This is a genomic window from Escherichia sp. WS1368, from assembly GCF_046487485.1.
In the GTDB taxonomy this organism is placed as follows: Bacteria; Pseudomonadota; Gammaproteobacteria; order Enterobacterales; family Enterobacteriaceae; genus Escherichia; species Escherichia coli.
This window is the reverse complement of sequence record NZ_JBJQJI010000010.1, coordinates 91,922-109,647: the sequence shown is the minus strand read 5'-3', so window position 1 is coordinate 109,647 and position 17,726 is coordinate 91,922. Positions and strand designations below refer to the sequence as shown.

General features: G+C 54.9%; 19 protein-coding genes. 11 read left to right on the top strand and 8 right to left on the bottom strand.

All coding sequences use genetic code 11. The annotated features are described in order from the left end of the window. Positions 1-22: 22 nt before the first annotated feature. A complete protein-coding gene (gene mutS, locus ACJHYD_RS17220) occupies positions 23-2,584 on the bottom strand; it encodes a DNA mismatch repair protein MutS (RefSeq protein ID WP_220412350.1) in 2,562 nt (853 codons plus the stop codon). A 75-nt stretch (positions 2,585-2,659) separates the two neighbouring features. On the opposite strand from mutS, the gene ACJHYD_RS17215 reads away from it, so the two are divergent. Both ACJHYD_RS17215 and ACJHYD_RS17210 read left to right on the top strand, forming a co-directional pair. Further along, on the top strand, positions 2,660-2,794 hold the full coding sequence (locus tag ACJHYD_RS17215; RefSeq protein ID WP_000611932.1) for a hypothetical protein: 135 nt from the start codon (positions 2,660-2,662) through the stop codon (positions 2,792-2,794). 76 nt (positions 2,795-2,870) lie between these two features. Beyond that, positions 2,871-3,215, top strand: coding sequence for a nitrous oxide-stimulated promoter family protein (locus ACJHYD_RS17210; protein WP_001551545.1), 345 nt, complete (start codon positions 2,871-2,873; stop codon positions 3,213-3,215). A 38-nt stretch (positions 3,216-3,253) separates the two neighbouring features. Here the strand turns inward: ACJHYD_RS17210 and ACJHYD_RS17205 are convergent, their stop codons facing one another. From ACJHYD_RS17205 to hypA, 7 genes are all read right to left on the bottom strand, one after another. Beyond that, positions 3,254-3,682 (bottom strand): molybdopterin-binding protein, encoded by a 429-nt coding sequence (locus ACJHYD_RS17205; protein WP_000301062.1) that lies wholly within the window; start codon positions 3,680-3,682, stop codon positions 3,254-3,256. Positions 3,683-3,726: 44 nt separating this feature from the next. Then, positions 3,727-5,805 (bottom strand): formate hydrogenlyase transcriptional activator FlhA, encoded by a 2,079-nt coding sequence (gene flhA, locus ACJHYD_RS17200; RefSeq protein WP_001301446.1) that lies wholly within the window; start codon positions 5,803-5,805, stop codon positions 3,727-3,729. Between the two features lie 73 nt (positions 5,806-5,878). Further along, on the bottom strand, positions 5,879-6,889 hold the full coding sequence (gene hypE, locus ACJHYD_RS17195; RefSeq protein ID WP_001059912.1) for a hydrogenase maturation carbamoyl dehydratase HypE: 1,011 nt from the start codon (positions 6,887-6,889) through the stop codon (positions 5,879-5,881). Further along, complete coding sequence (gene hypD, locus ACJHYD_RS17190) at positions 6,886-8,007, bottom strand: hydrogenase formation protein HypD (protein WP_001212973.1); 1,122 nt, start codon at positions 8,005-8,007, stop codon at positions 6,886-6,888. Before hypD ends, hypE begins: the two co-directional genes overlap by 4 nt. Further along, on the bottom strand, positions 8,007-8,279 hold the full coding sequence (gene hypC / locus ACJHYD_RS17185; protein WP_000334881.1) for a hydrogenase 3 maturation protein HypC: 273 nt from the start codon (positions 8,277-8,279) through the stop codon (positions 8,007-8,009). The genes hypD and hypC overlap by 1 nt, the downstream gene beginning before the upstream one ends. After that, positions 8,270-9,142, bottom strand: a complete 873-nt coding sequence (hypB, locus tag ACJHYD_RS17180; protein ID WP_000337665.1) for a hydrogenase nickel incorporation protein HypB — start codon at positions 9,140-9,142, stop codon at positions 8,270-8,272. Before hypB ends, hypC begins: the two co-directional genes overlap by 10 nt. Before the next feature lie 3 nt (positions 9,143-9,145). After that, positions 9,146-9,496, bottom strand: a complete 351-nt coding sequence (gene hypA, locus ACJHYD_RS17175; RefSeq protein WP_001299100.1) for a hydrogenase maturation nickel metallochaperone HypA — start codon at positions 9,494-9,496, stop codon at positions 9,146-9,148. Between the two features lie 211 nt (positions 9,497-9,707). Between hypA and hycA the strand changes: the two genes are divergently transcribed. The 9 genes from hycA (at position 9,708) to hycI (ending at position 17,570) form a co-directional block, all read left to right on the top strand. Continuing rightward, entirely contained in the window at positions 9,708-10,169 is a 462-nt protein-coding gene (gene hycA / locus ACJHYD_RS17170; RefSeq protein WP_000158056.1) for a formate hydrogenlyase regulator HycA, read from the top strand. Between the two features lie 124 nt (positions 10,170-10,293). After that, positions 10,294-10,905 carry a formate hydrogenlyase subunit HycB gene (gene hycB, locus ACJHYD_RS17165; protein ID WP_001079186.1) on the top strand — a complete coding sequence of 204 codons (612 nt, stop codon included), beginning with the start codon at positions 10,294-10,296 and terminating at the stop codon, positions 10,903-10,905. Then, positions 10,902-12,728: a formate hydrogenlyase subunit 3 gene (gene hycC, locus ACJHYD_RS17160; protein WP_001551543.1), complete on the top strand. Its 1,827-nt coding sequence runs from the start codon at positions 10,902-10,904 to the stop codon at positions 12,726-12,728. The genes hycB and hycC overlap by 4 nt, the downstream gene beginning before the upstream one ends. Before the next feature lie 2 nt (positions 12,729-12,730). Then, complete coding sequence (hycD, locus tag ACJHYD_RS17155; RefSeq protein ID WP_000115226.1) at positions 12,731-13,654, top strand: formate hydrogenlyase subunit HycD; 924 nt, start codon at positions 12,731-12,733, stop codon at positions 13,652-13,654. A 17-nt stretch (positions 13,655-13,671) separates the two neighbouring features. After that, a complete protein-coding gene (gene hycE, locus ACJHYD_RS17150) occupies positions 13,672-15,381 on the top strand; it encodes a formate hydrogenlyase subunit HycE (protein ID WP_001288122.1) in 1,710 nt (569 codons plus the stop codon). Between the two features lie 9 nt (positions 15,382-15,390). Continuing rightward, complete coding sequence (gene hycF / locus ACJHYD_RS17145) at positions 15,391-15,933, top strand: formate hydrogenlyase subunit HycF (RefSeq protein ID WP_000493785.1); 543 nt, start codon at positions 15,391-15,393, stop codon at positions 15,931-15,933. Next, positions 15,933-16,700, top strand: coding sequence for a formate hydrogenlyase subunit HycG (gene hycG / locus ACJHYD_RS17140; protein WP_000067399.1), 768 nt, complete (start codon positions 15,933-15,935; stop codon positions 16,698-16,700). Before hycF ends, hycG begins: the two co-directional genes overlap by 1 nt. Next, the gene (hycH, locus tag ACJHYD_RS17135; RefSeq protein WP_001291918.1) at positions 16,697-17,107 is read left to right on the top strand and encodes a formate hydrogenlyase assembly protein HycH; all 411 of its coding nucleotides are present in this window, start codon (positions 16,697-16,699) and stop codon (positions 17,105-17,107) included. The genes hycG and hycH overlap by 4 nt, the downstream gene beginning before the upstream one ends. After that, entirely contained in the window at positions 17,100-17,570 is a 471-nt protein-coding gene (hycI, locus tag ACJHYD_RS17130; protein WP_000132961.1) for a hydrogenase maturation peptidase HycI, read from the top strand. The genes hycH and hycI overlap by 8 nt, the downstream gene beginning before the upstream one ends. Positions 17,571-17,726 lie beyond the last annotated feature (156 nt).

The window sequence follows — 17,726 nt, the reverse complement described above, 5'->3', positions numbered from 1 at the left end:
AAAAGACTATCGGGAATTGTTATTACACCAGACTCTTCAAGCGATAAATCCACTCCAGCGCCTGACGCGGAGTCAGTGAATCCGGGTCGAGATTTTCCAGTGCTTCGACCGCAGGCGACGTTTCTTCTGGCACTGACAGCAAAGACATTTGCGTACCATCCACTTGCGTAGCGGCGGCGTTCGGCGAAATGCTTTCCAACTCACGCAGTTTTTGCCGTGCGCGCTTAATAACCTCTTTTGGCACGCCGGCCAGAGCTGCAACCGCCAGGCCGTAGCTTTTGCTCGCCGCGCCATCCTGCACGCTGTGCATAAAGGCAATGGTGTCGCCGTGCTCCAGCGCATCGAGATGCACGTTGGCGACGCCTTCCATTTTCTCCGGTAACTGGGTCAGCTCGAAATAGTGGGTGGCAAACAGTGTCAACGCTTTAATCTTATTCGCCAGATTTTCCGCGCACGCCCACGCCAGCGACAGACCATCGTAAGTGGACGTCCCGCGCCCAATCTCATCCATCAGCACCAGACTGTACTCGGTGGCGTTATGTAAAATATTGGCGGTTTCGGTCATTTCCACCATAAAGGTTGAACGCCCGGATGCCAGATCATCCGCTGCCCCTACGCGGGTAAAGATGCGATCGATAGGTCCAATCTCGACTTTTTGTGCCGGTACATAGCTGCCGATGTAGGCCATCAGCGCAATCAGTGCGGTCTGGCGCATATAGGTACTTTTACCGCCCATATTCGGACCGGTAATGATCAACATGCGACGCTGCGGCGACAGGTTCAGCGGGTTGGCGATAAACGGCTCATTCAGCACCTGTTCAACCACCGGATGGCGGCCTTCGGTGATGCGAATACCCGGTTTATCAATAAAGGTCGGGCAGGTGTAGTTCAGCGTATAGGCCCGTTCTGCCAGGTTCACCAGCACGTCGAGTTCCGCCAGCGCGCTCGCGCTCTGTTGCAACGCTTCCAGATGCGGCAACAGCAGGTCGAACAACTCTTCATAAAGCTGTTTTTCCAGTGCCAGTGCTTTGCCTTTTGAAGTGAGAACTTTGTCTTCGTACTCTTTTAGCTCTGGAATAATGTAGCGTTCGGCGTTTTTCAGCGTCTGGCGGCGCATGTAGTTAATCGGTGCCAGATGGCTTTGTCCACGGCTGATCTGAATGTAATAACCATGCACCGCGTTAAATCCGACTTTCAGCGTGTCCAGGCCGGTACGTTCACGCTCGCGGACTTCCAGACGCTCCAGATAATCGGTCGCGCCGTCAGCCAGCGCGCGCCACTCATCCAGCTCTTCGTTATAGCCCGATGCGATAACACCACCGTCGCGCACCAGTACCGGCGGTGTGTCGATAATGGCCCGCTCCAGCAGATCGCGCAGTTCGGCAAACTCACCCATCTTCTCACGCAGCGCCTGTACCGGAGCGCTATCGACATTTTCTAACTGCGCACGCAGCTCCGGCAGTTGCTGGAAAGCGTGACGCATACGGGCCAGATCGCGTGGGCGAGCAGTTCGTAAAGCCAGACGTGCCAGAATACGTTCCAGGTCGCCGACCTGACGCAGCACCGGCTGTAGCTCGGCGGTGAAATCCTGCAATGCGCCAATAGTTTGCTGGCGCTCAAGCAACACGCGGGTATCGCGCACTGGCATATGCAGCCAGCGTTTCAGCATACGACTACCCATTGGCGTTACAGTGCAGTCGAGCACTGAAGCCAGCGTGTTTTCCGCACCGCCCGCCAGGTTCTGAGTAATTTCCAGGTTACGACGTGTCGCGGCATCCATAATGATGCTGTCCTGCTCACGTTCCATGGTGATAGAACGAATATGCGGCAGGGTCGTACGTTGGGTATCTTTCGCATACTGCAACAGACAACCGGCAGCACAAAGTCCGCGCGGCGCGTTCTCGACGCCAAAACCGACCAGATCGCGGGTGCCAAATTGCAGATTCAACTGCTGGCGCGCGGTGTCGATTTCAAACTCCCACAGCGGGCGACGGCGCAGGCCGCGACGGCCTTCAATTAACGACATTTCAGCAAAATCTTCTGCATACAGCAGTTCCGCCGGATTAGTGCGTTGCAGTTCTGCCGCCATCGTTTCGCGGTCAGCCGGTTCGCTCAGGCGAAAACGACCGGAACTGATATCCAGCGTCGCGTAGCCGAAACCTTTGCTGTCCTGCCAGATAGCCGCCAGCAGGTTGTCCTGACGCTCCAGCAACAGGGCTTCATCGCTGATGGTGCCTGGCGTAACGATACGCACAACTTTGCGCTCAACCGGACCTTTGCTGGTCGCCGGATCGCCAATTTGTTCGCAGATGGCAACGGACTCGCCCTGATTCACCAGTTTGGCGAGGTAGTTTTCCACCGCATGGTAGGGGATCCCCGCCATCGGGATCGGCTCTCCCGCGGAAGCACCGCGTTTGGTCAGTGAAATATCCAGCAGCTGCGAGGCGCGTTTCGCGTCGTCATAAAACAGTTCGTAAAAGTCACCCATCCGATAGAACAGCAGGATCTCGGGATGCTGGGCTTTCAGCTTGAGATACTGCTGCATCATGGGCGTATGGGCATCGAAATTTTCTATTGCACTCATGGGGTTATGTCCGGTTCCCTGATATTAAATGGGGTGTGATGGTTTTTATTTTCGTTGTAATCACATAAGGCGCACATGATACCGGAGTTAATCATTTCAGGGGAAGAAGCGAACGGCGAGTTCTTGATGCTGGTTCCGGGAAAGATGCTGTTTTGCAGCTTTTGCGTGATGCTTATGAAGCAAGTACGCAAAATTGTATCGGTTGGCTAACCCTTCTTCTTTAGAGTCATAGTGCCCTTTAAGATTAAGTTGTAATATAAATGCATCTTAATGAGATGGAGGCAGCATGTCCGGCAAGCGTATCTCTCGTGAAAAACTGACGATTAAAAAAATGATCGATCTTTATCAAGCGAAATGCCCGCAGGCGTCAGCGGAGCCGGAGCATTATGAGACGTTGTTTACTTACGCGCAAAAGCGGCTGGATAAATGTGTGTTCGGCGAAGAGAAACCAGCCTGTAAGCAGTGTCCGGTGCACTGTTACCAGCCTGCAAAGCGTGAAGAGATGAAACAGATTATGCGTTGGGCTGGGCCGCGAATGCTGTGGCGTCATCCGATCTTAACCGTGCGTCATCTCATCGATGACAAGCGTCCGGTGCCGGAGTTGCCAGAAAAATATCGTCCAAAGAAATAAATCTGCCGGAGAGCCATACTCTCCGGCAAATAAGGCGCTTACGCTTTGGTGGCAATCAGGATGGCTGATGCTTTGATCAATGCAATAACGCGCGAGCCAGTGGTGAGTTTCATTTCATCCTGACTTTCATTTGTTACCACTGCCACAATTTCAAAACCCGCATCCGTTTTGATATGGACAGTGGCGTTCACTGCGCCTTCGGTGATTGTCGACACGCTGCCAGCAAACTGGTTGCGAGCAGAGAATTTCAGTCCACAGTCTTCCGTTGCCAGCGTTACCCACGGGGCTTTAATCAGGGCAATCGCTTCTTTCCCTTTCGCCAGACCCAGCGCTTGCTGGCTGCTGTGAGTCACAATTGCCACCAGCTTTGCACCACCTGCCAGCGTCAGTTCTACTTCATCATTCACAGCGCCCATTGCTACTGCGCTAACTGTTCCGGTTAATTGATTTCTTGCTGAAACTGCCATACTGCCTCCTTTCATTGAACGTTGATCGAGTATAACCACATCTGTTAAATCAATGCCGATTTATCAATTCCCAGTCGCTTCATCCGTGACAGCAGGGTCGTGCGTTTCAGCCCCAGACGTTGCGCAGCGCCTTTAGGCCCGGCAACCACGCCGTTGGTTTCTTTCAGCACGCGAACAATCAACTGATATTCATCTTCGCCCTCCTGGGCGACAACCGTTGCGGCAGGCGGCGTTTCAGGCTCCGGTAAAGCAATATCTGGCAGTGACAGCTGCAGCACGTTGCCGCGTGTTAGCAATACCGCGCGCTCAATGACGTTTTCCAGTTCGCGTACGTTACCCGGCCACTCCATGTTGCTCAAGGTGCGCAGCGTCTCGGCAGGAATGCTGTCGATATTGCGCCCGAGACGACGGGCAATTTTGAAGGTAAAGGCTTTCGCCAGCAGCGGAATATCTTCCGGACGCTCGCGTAGTGGCGGCAGGTGGATCGGGAATACATTCAGGCGGTAATAGAGATCGCTACGGAACTCACGGTCGGCGACCATTTTTTTCAGATCGCGGTTAGTCGCGGCAATTAAACGTACGTCCGTCTGAATGATTTTGTTGCTGCCGAGGCGTTCAAACTCCTGTTCCTGTAATACACGCAGCAACTTCGGCTGTAACTCCAGTGGCATATCGCCCACTTCGTCGAGGAACAGGGAGCTTTTATCCGCCAGTTCAAAACGACCAATGCGCTGGGCGCTGGCACCGGTAAAAGCCCCACGCTCATGACCAAACAGATCGCTCTCCAGCAATCCGGCAGGCATTGCCGCGCAGTTCATTTTTACCATGCGGCGATTATTACGCCCACTGAGATTATGGATCGCGCGGGCAATCAGCTCTTTACCTGTACCAGTTTCACCGAGAATCAGCACGGTACTGTCGCTTTGCGCCACCATTTCAACTTGTTTAAGTACGCTGTACATGGCTTCGCTGCGGCCAATAATCTCGCCAAATTCACTATCAACATTGTTGAGCTGCTCGGTCAGGGCGAGGTTTTCATCAACCAGCCGTTCTTTCAGACGATGGATTTCCTGATAGGCGAGGGCGTTATCGACAGCGATTGCCACACGTTCGGCAATCTGGCGCAGTAAATTCAGATTGGTAGTGGTAAACACTTTCTCTTCGCATTGCGCCAGTTTCAGCACGCCCAGCATGGTGTCGCCAGACATCAGCGGTAACAGGCACAAGGTTTGAATCTGGTTGCCCCAGGTGTCGAACAACATGCGTTCATAGGGGGCTAAATCGTCCCGCTCGTGGAGATTAATCAGCAGCATCTCTTTGCTTTTGAACACGCGTTCGGTGAGGGTTCCGGCTTCATCGACTTCGCTCTGTTCGTGGGCGGGATGCTGTTTATCAAGATAGTGAGTGGAGTAGATGTTGAGTTTGTTTTTACGGTGGCTGCGTAAGACGATGCTGATATCGTCAATGTCGAAGTAGTAATGGATTTCTTTGGCGACTTCGCTGACCAGTTCGTCCATATCCAGGCGGGAAAGCACCGCGTTGGTAATGGCAACCAGGATGCGGAAGTTATCGCGCTCCCGGCATAACAACTCATAGTCGACATTATTGACGACGCGGCTCTGGATTTGTTCGGTGACGACAGAAACGATCTGCGTAAATGTTTGCAGACGATTGAACTCTTTTTCGCTCCAGGGGCGATCGTCATAACGAATAAATTCACAGCCACCAAAAATATGCCCTTCCGCCGCCAGTGGCATCAGGCAATAGTGACCAAATTTGGGGTATAGCCCACCTGCGGCCAGCTGCGGCCAGGTTTCACAAAATTCTTCGTAACTGCAATGCAGCGTATCAGGGCGCGACAAAATGCTGCGTACCGGACCGTGTGCCAGAACAGTTTCGTCTTCATATTTAATGGGGGTGTCTTTTTCACGCGATGCGTAATAAGACGCACGTTGAGTCTGCGCTTGCCACAACACAATAGCCGCGTTGTCGGCGAGCGCAGAACGCTTTACCAGTTGCGAAAGAGCCTCACACAGCGAGGCCAGATCGGGCTGCTGCAATAGTGTCCGAGTGATGTCGAACAACCCTTGTTGTCCGAGATCACTCATCGGTGTATATGACATTTTGTTCTTCCAGGAAAGCACCGCAAAGCGGTGCAAAAGGTCATTGACTAACTATAGGAGATTTAGAATTTTATTAGCATATACGCGGAAGCGGTTCGGCGTGTGGTAAATCGAGGGTTCGTTTCACGCCATACAGACCGGCAAGACGAACACCTTTACGTTCCACCACTTCACCAATCAGCGCCGCGTCTTTCCCCAGTGGATGGGAATGTAACGCTGCCAAAACTTGCTCTGCCGCGTTGCGTTCAACGGCGATCACCAGTTTGCCTTCGTTGGCAAAGTTAAGGGCGTCCAGTCCCAGCAGTTCGCAAACGCCGCGCACAGCAGGTTTAACCGGCAGTGCCGCTTCTGAAATTTCAATACCGCAACCGCAGGCTGCCGCGAACTCATGAACTACCGCGTTCACACCACCACGGGTGGCATCACGCAGCGCTTTCACGCCGGGAATGTCACGCAGCGTCTGAATAAGCGGCGTTAGTACCGCACAGTCGCTGACCAGTTCGCCATCCAGCCCCAGCTGCTCACGCAGGTTAAGGATAGTCGCCCCGTGGTCGCCGAGTGTACCGCTAACCAGCAATACATCGCCTGCGGTTAGCGTCTGTGCGCCCCAGTGAATATTCGCCGGAATTGCGCCCATGCCAGCGGTGTTGATAAACAGTTTATCTGCCGCGCCGCGCTGCACCACTTTAGTATCGCCAGTGACGATGGCAATGCCTGCCGCGCGGGCGGTTTCTGCCATGCTGGTCACTACGGCTTTCAGTGTCTCCATCGGCAATCCTTCTTCGAGGATAAAGCCACAGGAGAGATAGCGCGGAATAGCGCCACTGACCGCAACGTCATTCGCGGTTCCGCAAATCGCCAGCTTGCCGATATTACCGCCAGGAAAGAACAGCGGGTCAATGACGTAACTGTCGGTGGAGAACGCCAGACGGTCGCCTTCCGCTACCAGCTGCGCCAGATCAAGACGTGCCTGATCTTCCTGCTCTGCCAGCCACGGGTTGGCAAAGGCTTCCATAAACAGGCTGTTGATTAATTGCTGCATCGCCTGGCCGCCGCTACCGTGGGCGAGTTGGATATTATTCACGCTTCACTCTCCTGCTGACGATACTGATACCACGCGGCGCACGCTCCTTCGGAGGAAACCATCAGCGCACCAAACGCGGTTTGAGGATTACAGGTGTTACCAAACAGCGGGCATTGATGCGGCTTACATTTGCCCGTTAATACTTCGCCACAACGTGCGCGCGGGTCATCGCAGACCTGCTGCGGTGCCGGGCGGAAATGCGCTTCGGCATCGAATCGTTGATAATCCGGCGTCAGGTGTACACCAGAAGATTCAATCACGCCTAAGCCGCGCCATTCGCTGTCGCCGTTGACACAGAACACATCGGCAATCGCCTGTTGCGCCAGCAGGTTACCGGCATCCGGCACCACCCGACGATACTGATTCTCTACCTTGCTGTGGGCCGCTATTTTCTGCTCCACCAGCATCACCACGCCTTGCAGTAGATCAAGGGGTTCGAAACCAGCGACCACCAGCGGACGATGAAAATCGCTGGCGATAAAATTATAGGCATCAGTGCCGATAACCATACTAACGTGACCGGGCGCAAGAAACGCGTCGATACCGTTATCCGGCTCTTCCAGCAAACTGCGCAGCGTCGGGATAAGCGTAATATGCTGGCAGAAGAAGTAAAAATTCTGCACATCACGCGCTTTCGCCTGTTGCAGAGTGATGGCCGTCGTCGGCATGGTGGTTTCAAAACCTAAGCCGAAGAACACCACTTTGCGGGTTGGATTCTCCTGCGCCAGTTTCAACGCATCCATCGGCGAGTAAACGATGCGCACATCGGCACCGCGTGCTTTTGCCTGCAACAGCGATCCCTGTTTCCCCGGCACGCGCATGGCGTCGCCAAAGGTACAGAAGATGACTTCCGGATGGCTGGCAATCTCCACGCAGGTATCGATTCTACCCATCGGCAGTACACACACCGGACAACCCGGACCGTGGATAAACTCAACGTTTTCCGGCAGTAACTGGTCGAGGCCGAATTTAAAGATAGCGTGGGTATGACCGCCACACACTTCCATAATCCGCAGAGGGCGTTCGGCTGTGTAAGAGAGATGTGAAGCACGTTCGCGCAGATGCTCAATTAACTGCATCACCTGTTCCGGCGCGCGATATTCATCAACAAAACGCATTATTTTTCCTCGCCATACAACAGCGCACCGACATCCGGCTCAACGTCAAACATGTTTTGTAAGGCGTCGAGAGTGTCGCGCGCTTCGGCTTCATTAATTACGCTCATGGCAAAGCCAACGTGGACCAGTACCCACTGGCCTACGCGTGGCTGACCGTTTTCATCGCAGCTGCCGACTAACGTTAAATCGACATCGCGCTGAATGCCGCAGACGTCGACTTTCGCCTGGTTGCCGTCAATGGTGCGGATCTGGCCGGGAACGCCTATGCACATCGCTGTGTCTCCAGCCAGTTCAGCCACTGGTCCATCCCTTCGCCGCTGGTGGCGGAAATAAGGATGATTTCAATTTCTGGATTGACTTCGCGGGCGCAGGCGATGCACTTCTCAACGTCAAAGTTGAGATACGGCAGCAAGTCAACTTTGTTGAGCAGCATCAGCGAAGCTGCGGCAAACATATGCGGATATTTCAGCGGTTTGTCTTCACCTTCGGTAACGGAAAGCACCGCCACTTTGTGTTTTTCACCGAGATCGAAGCTGGCCGGGCACACGAGGTTGCCGACGTTTTCGATAAACAGAATACCGTTATCGTCCAGTGGCAGGCGCGGTGCGGCGTCGGCAATCATCTGTGCGTCAAGATGGCAGCCTTTACCGGTATTCACCTGAATCGCTGGTGTGCCGGTAGCGCGAATGCGCGCGGCATCGTTCACGGTTTGCTGGTCGCCTTCAATAACCGCGCACGGAACGCTGTCTTTCAGGCGCATTAAGGTTTCCGTCAGCAGGGTGGTTTTACCGGAACCAGGGCTGGAAACCAGGTTGAGCACCAGTTGCTTGCGGGCAGCAAAGCGCGCGCGGTTGCGTTCAGCCAGACGGTTATTTTTGTCCAGCACGTCAATTTCGACTTCCAGCATCCGACGCTGGCTCATGCCCGGCGCGTGAGTACCCGCTTCGCCATGACCGTAATGCAGATCGCCTTCTTCAGTCTGGCTGGGGGTAAATTCAGGCGCTTTAATGCCGGTGATTTTCATCTTCGGGCGTGCCGCCGGGGCAAATGGCGCGCTACGAAACGCGGAATGAGGGTTATGTTCATCACCCTCGATATACAGGTTGCCTTCACCGCAACCGCATGTTGTACACATCGCTCACTCCTGGTCTATTTCTATCCGCCGAATCTGTAAACCGTCGTCTGCCACAATCTGTAGCATGTCACCATGACACTGTGGACAGCGGCGGACGCGCTGGGTCAGTAGCGTCACATACTGTTGGCATGTTTCACACCAGCATTCGGCCTCTTGTTCTTCGAGGTGCAGTTTACAACCTTCCGCCACGCTGCCGCGGCAAACCAGATCAAAACAAAAGGCAAGAGAGCTGGTTTCGACACAAGAAAATGCGCCAATTTTGAGCCAGACCCCAGTTACGCGTTTTGCGCCGTGTTTTGCGGCCTGCTGTTCGATCAATTCCAGTGCCCGTTGGCAGAGGGTTATTTCGTGCATATCGCCTCCCATTAACTATTGCCAGCTACAAGCAATAATTGTGCCAGTGTTGATTATCCCTGCGGTGAATAATGTCGATGATGTCGAAATGACACGTCGACACGGCGACGAAATTCATCTTTATCTTAAAAATCTGTTTCATAACAATGAATTAAAAGTTGGCACAGAAAATGCTTAAAGCTGGCATCTCTGTTAAACGGGTAACCTGACAATGACTATTTGGGAAATAAGCGAGAAAGCCGATTACATCGCACAGCGGCATCGTCGCCTACAGGACCAGTGGCACATCTACTGCAATTCGCTGGTTCAGGGGATCACGTTATCGAAAGCGCGCCTGCATCACGCCATGAGCTGCGCGCCGGACAAAGAACTCTGTTTCGTCCTTTTTGAACATTTTCGCATTTACGTCACCCTGGCGGATGGCTTTAACAGCCACACCATCGAGTATTACGTCGAAACAAAAGATGGTGAAGACAAACAGCGGATTGCGCAGGCGCAACTGAGCATTGACGGCATGATTGATGGCAAGGTCAACATCCGCGATCGCGAACAGGTTCTGGAACACTATCTCGAAAAAATCGCTGGCGTTTACGACAGCTTATACACCGCCATTGAAAACAATGTGCCGGTGAATTTAAGCCAACTGGTAAAGGGACAAAGCCCGGCAGCATGAGCTGAGGCTTTGCCCGTTTTGCAGGCGTTACGCCTGTTTGGGGATGGGCGTGTCGATGAGTGTCGAAAATGACATTTCATCGGCATGTTTTCGTCAAAAATGACAATCACCTGAGGAATGCCTGGTGAATCGTTTTGTAATTGCTGACTCCACGCTCTGTATCGGCTGCCACACCTGTGAGGCCGCCTGTTCAGAGACGCATCGCCAGCACGGCCTGCAATCAATGCCGCGCCTGCGAGTGATGCTCAATGAAAAAGAATCTGCGCCGCAGCTCTGTCACCACTGTGAAGATGCGCCCTGTGCGGTGGTTTGCCCGGTTAACGCCATCACCCGCGTTGATGGGGCCGTGCAGTTGAATGAAAGTCTGTGCGTAAGCTGCAAACTGTGCGGCATCGCCTGCCCGTTTGGCGCAATTGAATTTTCCGGCAGCCGTCCGCTGGATATTCCGGCAAACGCCAATACCCCGAAAGCGCCACCGGCACCGCCTGCTCCGGCGCGTGTCAGCACATTGCTTGACTGGGTGCCAGGTATTCGCGCGATCGCCGTCAAATGTGACCTTTGTAGCTTTGATGAACAAGGTCCGGCCTGCGTGCGGATGTGCCCGACTAAAGCCCTGCATCTGGTGGATAACACCGATATCGCCCGCGTCAGCAAACGTAAGCGTGAGCTGACTTTTAACACGGACTTTGGCGATCTCACCTTGTTTCAGCAGGCTCAAAGTGGAGAGGCTAAATGAGCGCAATTTCCCTGATCAATAGTGGCGTGGCGTGGTTTGCCGCCGCCGCTGTTCTGGCATTTCTCTTTTCTTTTCAAAAGGCGCTAAGCGGCTGGATAGCCGGAATTGGCGGCGCGGTGGGTAGCCTGTATACGGCAGCCGCGGGCTTCACTGTGCTGACTGGTGCGGTTGGCGTGAGCGGTGCGCTGTCGCTGGTAAGCTACGATGTGCAAATCTCTCCGCTTAACGCGATTTGGCTGATTACGCTCGGCCTGTGCGGTCTGTTTGTCAGCCTCTACAACATTGACTGGCATCGCCACGCGCAGGTGAAATGCAACGGCTTGCAGATCAATATGTTGATGGCTGCCGCCGTCTGTGCCGTCATCGCCAGCAACCTCGGCATGTTCGTGGTAATGGCCGAAATCATGGCCCTGTGTGCGGTGTTCCTCACCAGCAACAGCAAAGAGGGCAAACTGTGGTTTGCGCTGGGGCGTCTTGGCACTCTGCTGCTGGCGATTGCCTGCTGGCTGCTGTGGCAGCGTTACGGCACGCTGGATCTGCGCCTGCTGGATATGCGTATGCAACAGCTGCCGCTCGGTTCCGATATCTGGCTGCTCGGTGTGATTGGCTTTGGCCTGCTGGCCGGGATTATTCCGCTGCACGGCTGGGTGCCGCAGGCACATGCTAACGCCTCTGCGCCAGCTGCCGCGTTGTTTTCTACGGTAGTCATGAAAATTGGCCTGCTGGGCATTTTAACCCTGTCGCTGCTGGGCGGTAATGCACCGCTGTGGTGGGGGATCGCGCTGCTGGTGCTCGGCATGATCACCGCGTTCGTCGGTGGTCTGTATGCGTTGATGGAACACAACATCCAGCGCCTGCTGGCTTACCACACCCTGGAGAATATCGGCATTATCCTGCTGGGGCTGGGCGCTGGCGTAACGGGTATCGCGCTCGAACAACCGGCGCTGATTGCTCTTGGCCTGGTCGGTGGTCTGTACCATCTGCTTAACCATAGCCTGTTCAAAAGCGTACTGTTCCTCGGGGCGGGGAGCGTCTGGTTCCGTACCGGTCATCGCGATATCGAAAAACTCGGTGGTATTGGCAAGAAAATGCCGGTTATCTCCATCGCCATGTTAGTCGGGCTGATGGCAATGGCTGCGTTGCCGCCGCTGAACGGGTTTGCCGGGGAATGGGTTATCTATCAATCCTTCTTCAAACTGAGCAATAGTGGCGCGTTTGTTGCCCGTCTGCTGGGGCCGCTGCTCGCAGTGGGTCTGGCAATTACCGGTGCGCTGGCGGTGATGTGTATGGCGAAAGTCTATGGCGTCACGTTCCTCGGCGCGCCGCGTACCAAAGAAGCCGAAAACGCCACCAGTGCGCCGCTCCTGATGAGCGTAAGCGTGGTGGCACTGGCGATTTGCTGCGTAATTGGCGGTGTTGCTGCGCCGTGGCTGCTGCCGATGCTCTCTGCTGCTGTACCTCTGCCGCTGGAGCCTGCTAACACCACCGTTTCTCAACCCATGATCACGTTGCTGCTGATTGCCTGCCCGCTGCTGCCATTCATCATTATGGCGATTTGCAAAGGCGATCGTTTGCCGTCGCGTTCCCGCGGCGCGGCCTGGGTGTGCGGCTACGACCATGAAAAATCAATGGTGATTACTGCTCACGGTTTTGCCATGCCGGTGAAACAGGCGTTTGCGCCGGTGCTGAAACTGCGCAAATGGCTGAATCCGGTGTCGCTGGTACCGGGCTGGCAGTGCGAGGGGAGTGCGTTGCTGTTCCGCCGGATGGCGCTGGTTGAACTGGCGGTACTGGTGGTGATTATTGTTTCACGAGGAGCCTGAGAATGAGTGTTTTATATCCGTTAATTCAGGCGCTGGTGTTATTTGCCGTTGCGCCGCTGCTCTCCGGTATAACCCGCGTGGCGCGCGCCCGCTTGCATAACCGTCGCGGGCCGGGCGTGTTGCAGGAGTATCGCGACATTATCAAACTGCTGGGCCGCCAGAGCGTTGGCCCGGATGCCTCCGGCTGGGTGTTCCGCCTGACGCCGTATGTGATGGTGGGCGTCATGCTGACTATCGCTACTGCGCTGCCGGTGGTGACCGTTGGTTCTCCGCTGCCGCAGCTGGGCGATTTGATCACTTTACTGTATCTCTTTGCCATCGCGCGTTTCTTCTTTGCCATTTCTGGTCTGGATACCGGTAGCCCGTTTACCGCTATCGGCGCGAGCCGTGAAGCGATGCTTGGCGTGCTGGTTGAACCGATGCTGCTGCTTGGTCTGTGGGTCGCCGCACAGGTTGCCGGTTCCACCAACATCAGCAACATCACCGACACCGTTTATCACTGGCCGCTGAGCCAGAGCATTCCGCTGGTGCTGGCGCTTTGTGCCTGTGCATTCGCCACCTTTATCGAAATGGGCAAACTGCCGTTCGACCTGGCGGAAGCCGAGCAGGAGTTGCAGGAAGGTCCGCTCTCTGAGTATAGCGGCAGCGGCTTTGGCGTCATGAAATGGGGTATCAGCCTGAAACAGCTGGTGGTGTTGCAGATGTTCGTCGGGGTGTTTATTCCGTGGGGACAAATGGAAACCTTCACCGTCGGTGGGCTGCTGCTGGCGCTGGTGATTGCCATCGTCAAACTGGTGGTTGGCGTCCTGGTTATCGCGCTGTTCGAAAACAGCATGGCCCGTCTGCGTCTTGATATTACTCCGCGCATTACCTGGGCTGGGTTTGGCTTTGCATTTTTAGCGTTCGTCTCCTTGCTGGCGGCGTGATTAAAGAGAGTTTGAGCATGTCTGAAGAAAAATTAGGTCAACATTATCTCGCTGCGCTGAATGAGGCATTTCCGGGCGTCGTGCTGGACCACGCCTGGCAGACCAAAGATCAGCTGACCGTGACCGTGAAGGTGAACTACCTGCCGGAAGTGGTGGAGTTTCTCTACTACAAGCAGGGGGGCTGGCTGTCGGTGCTGTTTGGTAACGACGAACGCAAACTTAATGGTCATTACGCCGTTTACTACGTGCTGTCGATGGAGAAGGGCACCAAATGCTGGATAACCGTGCGCGTTGAAGTTGACGCCAACAAACCGGAATATCCGTCCGTAACGCCGCGCGTTCCGGCGGCGGTATGGGGCGAGCGTGAAGTGCGCGATATGTACGGTTTGATTCCGGTAGGGCTGCCGGATGAACGTCGTCTGGTGCTGCCGGATGACTGGCCGGATGAACTTTATCCGCTGCGTAAAGACAGCATGGATTATCGTCAACGTCCGGCACCGACTACCGATGCTGAAACCTACGAGTTCATCAACGAACTGGGCGACAAGAAAAACAACGTCGTGCCGATTGGTCCGCTGCACGTCACTTCCGACGAACCGGGTCACTTCCGTCTGTTCGTCGATGGCGAAAACATTATCGACGCCGACTACCGCCTGTTCTATGTCCATCGCGGCATGGAAAAACTGGCGGAAACCCGCATGGGTTACAACGAAGTGACCTTCCTCTCTGACCGTGTGTGCGGGATCTGCGGCTTTGCTCACAGCACCGCCTACACCACGTCGGTGGAAAACGCGATGGGTATTCAGGTGCCAGAACGTGCGCAGATGATCCGCGCCATTCTGCTGGAGGTAGAACGCCTGCACTCGCATCTGCTCAACCTCGGCCTCGCCTGTCACTTTACCGGCTTCGACTCCGGCTTTATGCAGTTCTTCCGCGTGCGTGAAACCTCCATGAAAATGGCAGAGATCCTTACCGGTGCGCGTAAAACCTACGGCTTGAACCTGATCGGCGGAATTCGTCGCGATCTGCTGAAAGATGACATGATCCAGACCCGCCAGTTGGCGCAACAGATGCGTCGTGAAGTGCAGGAGCTGGTGGATGTGCTGCTGAGCACACCGAACATGGAACAGCGTACTGTCGGCATTGGTCGTCTGGACCCGGAAATCGCCCGCGATTTCAGTAACGTTGGCCCGATGGTCCGCGCCAGCGGTCACGCCCGCGATACCCGTGCCGATCACCCGTTTGTTGGTTATGGCCTGCTGCCAATGGAAGTCCACAGCGAGCAGGGCTGCGACGTTATTTCCCGTCTGAAAGTGCGTATCAACGAGGTCTATACCGCGCTGAACATGATCGACTACGGTCTGGATAACCTGCCGGGCGGTCCGCTGATGGTGGAAGGCTTTACCTATATTCCGCACCGTTTTGCGCTGGGCTTTGCCGAAGCGCCGCGCGGCGACGATATCCACTGGAGCATGACCGGCGACAACCAGAAGCTGTACCGCTGGCGCTGCCGTGCCGCGACCTACGCGAACTGGCCGACCCTGCGCTACATGCTGCGCGGCAACACCGTTTCCGATGCGCCGCTGATTATCGGTAGCCTGGACCCTTGCTACTCCTGTACCGACCGCATGACCGTGGTCGATGTGCGTAAGAAGAAGAGCAAAGTGGTGCCGTACAAAGAACTCGAGCGTTACAGCATTGAGCGTAAAAACTCGCCGCTGAAATAAGGAATCGCCATGTTTACCTTTATCAAAAAAGTTATCAAAACCGGCACGGCGACCTCGTCTTATCCGCTGGAGCCGATTGCGGTTGATAAAAACTTCCGTGGTAAGCCAGAGCAGAACCCGCAGCAGTGCATCGGCTGCGCGGCCTGCGTCAATGCCTGCCCGTCAAACGCCTTAACGGTTGAAACTGACCTCGCCACAGGAGAGCTTGCCTGGGAGTTTAATCTCGGGCGCTGCATCTTCTGTGGACGCTGCGAAGAAGTTTGCCCGACGGCGGCGATTAAGCTGTCGCAAGAGTACGAACTGGCGGTGTGGAAGAAAGAAGACTTCCTGCAACAGTCCCGCTTCGCGCTGTGCAACTGTCGCGTCTGCAATCGTCCTTTCGCCGTCCAGAAAGAGATCGACTACGCCATTGCGCTGCTCAAGCACAACGGCGACAGCCGCGCGGAAAACCACCGCGAAAGCTTTGAGACTTGCCCGGAATGTAAGCGCCAGAAATGCCTGGTGCCGTCCGACCGTATTGAACTGACTCGCCATATGAAAGAGGCCATCTGATGAGCAATTTATTAGGCCCCCGTGACGCCAACGGCATTCCGGTCCCGATGACGGTGGATGAATCCATCGCCAGCATGAAGGCGTCGTTACTGAAAAAAATCAAACGTTCTGCCTACGTTTACCGCGTGGACTGCGGCGGCTGCAACGGCTGCGAAATCGAAATTTTCGCCACGCTTTCGCCGCTGTTTGATGCAGAACGCTTCGGCATTAAAGTCGTTCCTTCACCGCGTCATGCGGATATTTTACTGTTTACCGGCGCGGTCACCCGTGCAATGCGATCCCCTGCGCTGCGTGCGTGGCAGTCCGCGCCGGACCCGAAAATTTGTATCTCCTACGGTGCCTGCGGTAACAGCGGCGGGATCTTCCACGATCTCTACTGCGTGTGGGGCGGTACGGATAAAATCGTCCCGGTGGATGTTTATATCCCTGGCTGCCCGCCAACGCCTGCCGCCACGCTGTACGGCTTTGCAATGGCGCTCGGCCTGCTGGAGCAGAAAATTCACGCCCGTGGGCCGGGTGAGCAGGATGAACAACCGGCGGAGATCCTGCATGGCGATATGGTGCAGCCGCTGCGCGTGAAAGTGGATCGCGAAGCTCGCCGCCTGGCGGGTTACCGTTACGGTCGCCAGATTGCCGATGACTTCCTGACACAGTTAGGGCAGGGCGAAGAGCAGGTTGCACGCTGGCTGGAAGCGGAAAACGATCCGCGTCTGAACGAGATTGTCAGCCATCTGAATCATGTTGTTGAAGAGGCGCGTATCCGATGAGTGAAAAGGTGGTGTTCAGTCAACTGAGCCGTAAATTTATTGATGAGAACGATGCCACGCCCGCCGAGGCGCAGCAGGTGGTCTATTACAGCCTGGCGATTGGTCACCACCTTGGGGTTATCGATTGCCTGGAAGCGGCGCTCACCTGTCCGTGGGATGAATATCTGGCATGGATTGCCACTCTGGAGGCGGGCAGCGAAGCCCGCCGCAAAATGGAAGGCGTGCCGAAATATGGTGAGATCGTCATCGACATTAACCATGTGCCGATGCTGGCCAACGCATTCGATAAAGCCCGGGCTGCGCAAACTTCGCAGCAGAAAGAATGGAGTACAATGCTGTTAAGTATGCTGCATGATATTCATCAGGAAAACGCCATCTATTTGATGGTGAGGAGATTGCGTGACTGACGTTTTACTCTGTGTTGGCAATAGCATGATGGGCGATGATGGCGCAGGTCCGCTGCTGGCGGAAAAGTGTGCCGCCGCGCCGAAAGGTAACTGGGTGGTGATTGACGGCGGTAGCGCACCGGAAAACGACATCGTCGCTATTCGCGAACTGCGCCCGACACGACTGTTGATTGTCGACGCCACGGATATGGGGCTAAACCCCGGCGAGATCCGCATCATCGATCCGGATGATATCGCCGAGATGTTTATGATGACTACCCATAACATGCCGTTGAACTACCTTATCGACCAGTTGAAAGAAGACATTGGCGAAGTGATTTTCCTCGGCATCCAGCCGGATATCGTCGGCTTTTACTACCCGATGACCCAGCCGATTAAAGACGCCGTAGAAACCGTTTATCAACGACTGGAAGGCTGGGAAGGGAATGGCGGATTCGCGCAGTTAGCGGTGGAAGAAGAGTAGTTCGTAGACAAACATGTTCACGTTTTGGAATTTGGACGTGCAATTGTGACGTGTAGACGGGTGTTTACATATTGTGAACACCCGTGTGATCAACTACTATAGAAAAATAAATCCGAAGGAATGGTAGTCCAGGTTTAGTCATTCAGGCGCTAATAA

Coding starts and splice junctions, on each gene's coding strand:
- hycD (WP_000115226.1), top strand. CDS start 12,731: ATGAGTGTTTTATATCCGTTAATTCAGGCGCTGGTGTTATTTGCCGTT.
- flhA (WP_001301446.1), bottom strand. CDS start 5,805: ATGTCATATACACCGATGAGTGATCTCGGACAACAAGGGTTGTTCGAC.
- hypC (WP_000334881.1), bottom strand. CDS start 8,279: ATGTGCATAGGCGTTCCCGGCCAGATCCGCACCATTGACGGCAACCAG.
- ACJHYD_RS17205 (WP_000301062.1), bottom strand. CDS start 3,682: ATGGCAGTTTCAGCAAGAAATCAATTAACCGGAACAGTTAGCGCAGTA.
- mutS (WP_220412350.1), bottom strand. CDS start 2,584: ATGAGTGCAATAGAAAATTTCGATGCCCATACGCCCATGATGCAGCAG.
- hycA (WP_000158056.1), top strand. CDS start 9,708: ATGACTATTTGGGAAATAAGCGAGAAAGCCGATTACATCGCACAGCGG.
- hycF (WP_000493785.1), top strand. CDS start 15,391: ATGTTTACCTTTATCAAAAAAGTTATCAAAACCGGCACGGCGACCTCG.
- ACJHYD_RS17210 (WP_001551545.1), top strand. CDS start 2,871: ATGTCCGGCAAGCGTATCTCTCGTGAAAAACTGACGATTAAAAAAATG.
- hypB (WP_000337665.1), bottom strand. CDS start 9,142: ATGTGTACAACATGCGGTTGCGGTGAAGGCAACCTGTATATCGAGGGT.
- hypD (WP_001212973.1), bottom strand. CDS start 8,007: ATGCGTTTTGTTGATGAATATCGCGCGCCGGAACAGGTGATGCAGTTA.
- hycG (WP_000067399.1), top strand. CDS start 15,933: ATGAGCAATTTATTAGGCCCCCGTGACGCCAACGGCATTCCGGTCCCG.
- ACJHYD_RS17215 (WP_000611932.1), top strand. CDS start 2,660: ATGATACCGGAGTTAATCATTTCAGGGGAAGAAGCGAACGGCGAGTTC.
- hypA (WP_001299100.1), bottom strand. CDS start 9,496: ATGCACGAAATAACCCTCTGCCAACGGGCACTGGAATTGATCGAACAG.
- hycE (WP_001288122.1), top strand. CDS start 13,672: ATGTCTGAAGAAAAATTAGGTCAACATTATCTCGCTGCGCTGAATGAG.
- hycH (WP_001291918.1), top strand. CDS start 16,697: ATGAGTGAAAAGGTGGTGTTCAGTCAACTGAGCCGTAAATTTATTGAT.
- hycC (WP_001551543.1), top strand. CDS start 10,902: ATGAGCGCAATTTCCCTGATCAATAGTGGCGTGGCGTGGTTTGCCGCC.